Genomic DNA, 3,514 nt, shown 5'->3' with positions numbered 1-3,514 from the left:
CCAATGTCGAGGAGGCTGAATTTACCAAATAATCTACCTTGTCGATCGAGAATAGCCATAGATGGGGTGTGGGGGTATGGGGGTGTGCGGGTGCGGGGGTGCGGGGGTGTGGGGGTGTGCGGGTGTTTCTTACTCCGTTACTCCCCTACTCCCTTACTCTCTAACTTCACTAATAACTTATAACTAGCAACTTGAGTTACTAGCAACTTACGTTATTAAGTTTACAGCGATCGGATGTAAATTAATCAGGGGAGCGATCGATAATCGATCGCTCCCCTTGGCTAAATAATAGAATCGTCAATGAGAATAGTTCGGTTTAAAACCGGAAGCCAGCACCACCTTGGAGTGCAACCGCAGTGTTATTGGTATTTTGGTATGCATTCAAGCCAAGATCGGCGGAACCAAATACTAAGACGTTGTTAGCTAATTGGCTTTCCATTCCCAAGCTTAAAACAGGCGCGCTTTTGTTACCTAATGGGGTGCTAGCAGTTTGTTCGTTGACAAAATTATACCCAGCACCGACGAATATATTAGTGCCAGGAGCAACACCAACATCATAGGTAAGTTTAGGAGTAACTGCACTGATTTTATCAGTAAATACTACGCCAGCACGAGCAGATAATTTAGTTTGAGGAATAGAGTATCTACCATACAAACTGCCACCAGATTTTGCTTGTTCTCCAGGTGCATTTCCACTAGTCAAACCACCAGAAACACCTGCACCTAAATAATTGGATTGTGTACCAATTGATTGAGGAGCAGTACTGTCTACAGTAACTTGAGCGATAACGCGGTCTGTGTATTTGGGTGCGGCAGATGCAGGATTAACAGTGCTAATAATAGGTGTCAAAGTGAGAACGGAAATAGCAGCAGTTTTGATGGCTTGGATTAAGGAAAGTTTCATGATTAATTAGCTTGGGTTAGGTAAGGTTTAGTTTGCTCTCTTACACACTAAGTCGTGACGGATTGGTTAAAGGTTCCCAAGTTAATTTATTTGCTAAAAATGTTGATGTGGACGGGTTATAGGATATTCTGTTTCTAGAATGAGATTTTAACCGTATAAATACTGAGGCGGAAAACCGAATGTTCGATCGAGAACGCATCTATTGGTTGGCTTGGTCGCGAGTTGCTGGAGTTGGGCCGATTTTAGTCGATCGACTGTACCAACGGTTTGGTAATCTAGAAGCTGCCTGGAATGCCGATACTGAAGCGATTCTATCGATCGATGGTGTGGGTATTCAATCAGTTACCAAAATTGTCGCCGCTCGCGCCCAAATCGATCCTCAAGCTTTACTAGCAGCGCACTCGATCGATAATCCCTATTTCTGGACGCGGATCGATCCTGACTATCCCCGCTTATTAAAAGAGATTCCTTCCGCACCAGGGGTGTTATACTACAGGGGGAACGTTTCGTTAGCCGAAAATCAGGGAAATGTTCCAACAGTTGGCATCGTCGGCACTCGCGATCTTTCTGATTATGGCAAACGCTGGGCGCGAAAAATTAGTAGTCTACTGGCAAGTAAAGGATTTACGATCGTCTCAGGATTAGCTCAGGGTATCGATACCGAAGCTCATAGTGCCTGCTTAGAAGCTGGTGGGCGTACCATCGCCGTAGTCGGTACTGGACTCGATATTGTCTATCCACCGCGCAATCAAGCCCTCGCCAAAGAAATTGCCCAGCATGGCTTAGTTGTCAGCGAATATGCGGCGGGAACACCACCCGATCGATCCCATTTTCCCGCTCGCAATCGAATTATCGCCGGATTGAGTCGCGTCACAATTGTGATCGAAGCACCTGTCAGATCTGGCGCGTTGATTACCGCCTATCAAGCCAATGACTTCGGACGCGATGTATACGTCCTTCCAGGCTCGATCGACAGCCCAAACTCACTTGGGTGTCTGGGACTGCTCAGTCGTGGCGCACAGCCCATCCTCGGCTTAGATCATCTGCTCGAATTGCTCTCCTCTATCCCCCAATTAGGCACTCCCGAACAATTACAACTTTTTCCGATTATTGAAGTACCTAATCCAGTTACCAAATCTGTTGCATCACCCCCACCAGATCTCGCTCCAGATCTCCAACAAGTCTGGTTAGTTGTGACTTGTCAACCAACTAGTTTCGATGAGATCGTCTCTAAATCTCAATTATCTACCGCGACTGTTTCGGGGATACTGCTTCAGTTAGAGTTGTTAGGCTTGGTGACGCAGTTACCAGGAATGAGATATCAAAGGTAATTGAGAATTGAGAATTGAGAATTGATATAACAACCGTCAGGGCGATTAGGATATCTCAACCATTACTGCAAGAACCCCGACTTCTTCGAGAAGTCGGGGTTCTGACATCTTCTAACCATATTATTTTAGGTCGGCTAATTTGATGCGTGGATCGACAAATTTGAGGAGGAGATCGGCAAATAAGTTACCGACGATCAACATAATTGCTCCAATCATTAAACTACCCATGACTAGATAGAGATCTTTGGCGGTGACTGCTGATAAAATTAATTTACCTAGTCCGGGCCAATTAAAGAAAAATTCGGCAATAAAAGCACCGCTGAGTAAACTCGCAAATTCAAAGCCGAGAAGTGTGACTAGTGGATTGATGGCATTGCGGAGTGCGTGGACATAAATTACGCGATTTTCTGATAAACCTTTGGCTCTAGCTGTTTGGATATAATCTTGACGCAAGACATCTAATAGTTCCCCCCGCGTAATCCGTTGCAACCCCGCAAACCCTGTAATCGTTAAGGCGATGGTGGGGAGAATCATATGCCATAGGATATCAAGTAATTTACCGATCGCGGATAATTCTTCATGATTGATACTGGTTCTACTGCCTACAGGTAACAGTGGCGAGCAGATCTGCGCGACAATTAATAATGATAAGGCTGTCACAAAACTGGGAAATCCTTGGGCGGTATAACTGAGTACCCGCAAAAATTTATCGATAAATTTATTTTGATTGACAGCTCCAATAATGCCCAAGGGAATCGCGATCGCCCATGTTAAAATCAACGAGGCGATCGCGAGTTCTAGAGTTGCTCTGATCCTTTGCCCAATTAGTAGAGTAACAGGTTGGAAGTAAAGCATACTCAATCCCAAGTTTCCTTGCAGTGCTTGCCCCAACCACTTAAAGTATTGTCCAGATAAAGTCAGAAAGTCTTTATCCTCGCTCAATCCAAATTGCTCCATTAGCTCCTTAATCCGTTGGGGCGTAATTTTGGGGTTTTGTCTGAGTGTATCGAGGAAATTACCTGGTGATAACTGAATAATTGCAAAACAGAGAATCGAAGCCAGAAATAAAGTAAGCAGTGCTTGGATCGATCTTTTGACAATATATAAGAAAGTTTCACCAGTGAAAATATCCTTTAGTTGAGACAAGATATCACGATTGGATGAGGAAGGATTCATGCTAAGGGATGGGGAGTGTGGGGGGTGTGGGCAGGGTGGATTAATTGTGAGGGAATAAAATCTATAATCTTGGTACTTAGTCTTTACCCACCCGCGACTAAAG

Annotated in this window: 3 protein-coding genes; 1 reads left to right on the top strand and 2 read right to left on the bottom strand. The window is 44.6% G+C overall.

Annotated features, from left to right (window positions below; all coding sequences use genetic code 11):
* Nucleotides 1-316: 316 nt before the first annotated feature.
* Nucleotides 317-904, bottom strand: coding sequence for a hypothetical protein (locus RMO55_RS16500; RefSeq protein ID WP_310428227.1), 588 nt, complete (start codon nt 902-904; stop codon nt 317-319).
* Nucleotides 905-1,083: 179 nt separating this feature from the next.
* On the opposite strand from RMO55_RS16500, the gene dprA reads away from it, so the two are divergent.
* Nucleotides 1,084-2,235: a DNA-processing protein DprA gene (gene dprA, locus RMO55_RS16495; protein ID WP_310428225.1), complete on the top strand. Its 1,152-nt coding sequence runs from the start codon at nt 1,084-1,086 to the stop codon at nt 2,233-2,235.
* Nucleotides 2,236-2,355: 120 nt separating this feature from the next.
* Here the strand turns inward: dprA and RMO55_RS16490 are convergent, their stop codons facing one another.
* Nucleotides 2,356-3,411: an ABC transporter permease gene (locus RMO55_RS16490; protein WP_310428222.1), complete on the bottom strand. Its 1,056-nt coding sequence runs from the start codon at nt 3,409-3,411 to the stop codon at nt 2,356-2,358.
* Nucleotides 3,412-3,514: the final 103 nt, after the last annotated feature.

Source organism: Chamaesiphon sp. VAR_48_metabat_135_sub, from assembly GCF_031418915.1.
Classification (GTDB): domain Bacteria; phylum Cyanobacteriota; class Cyanobacteriia; order Cyanobacteriales; family Chamaesiphonaceae; genus Chamaesiphon.
This window is presented reverse-complemented; position numbering and strand designations above follow the sequence as displayed.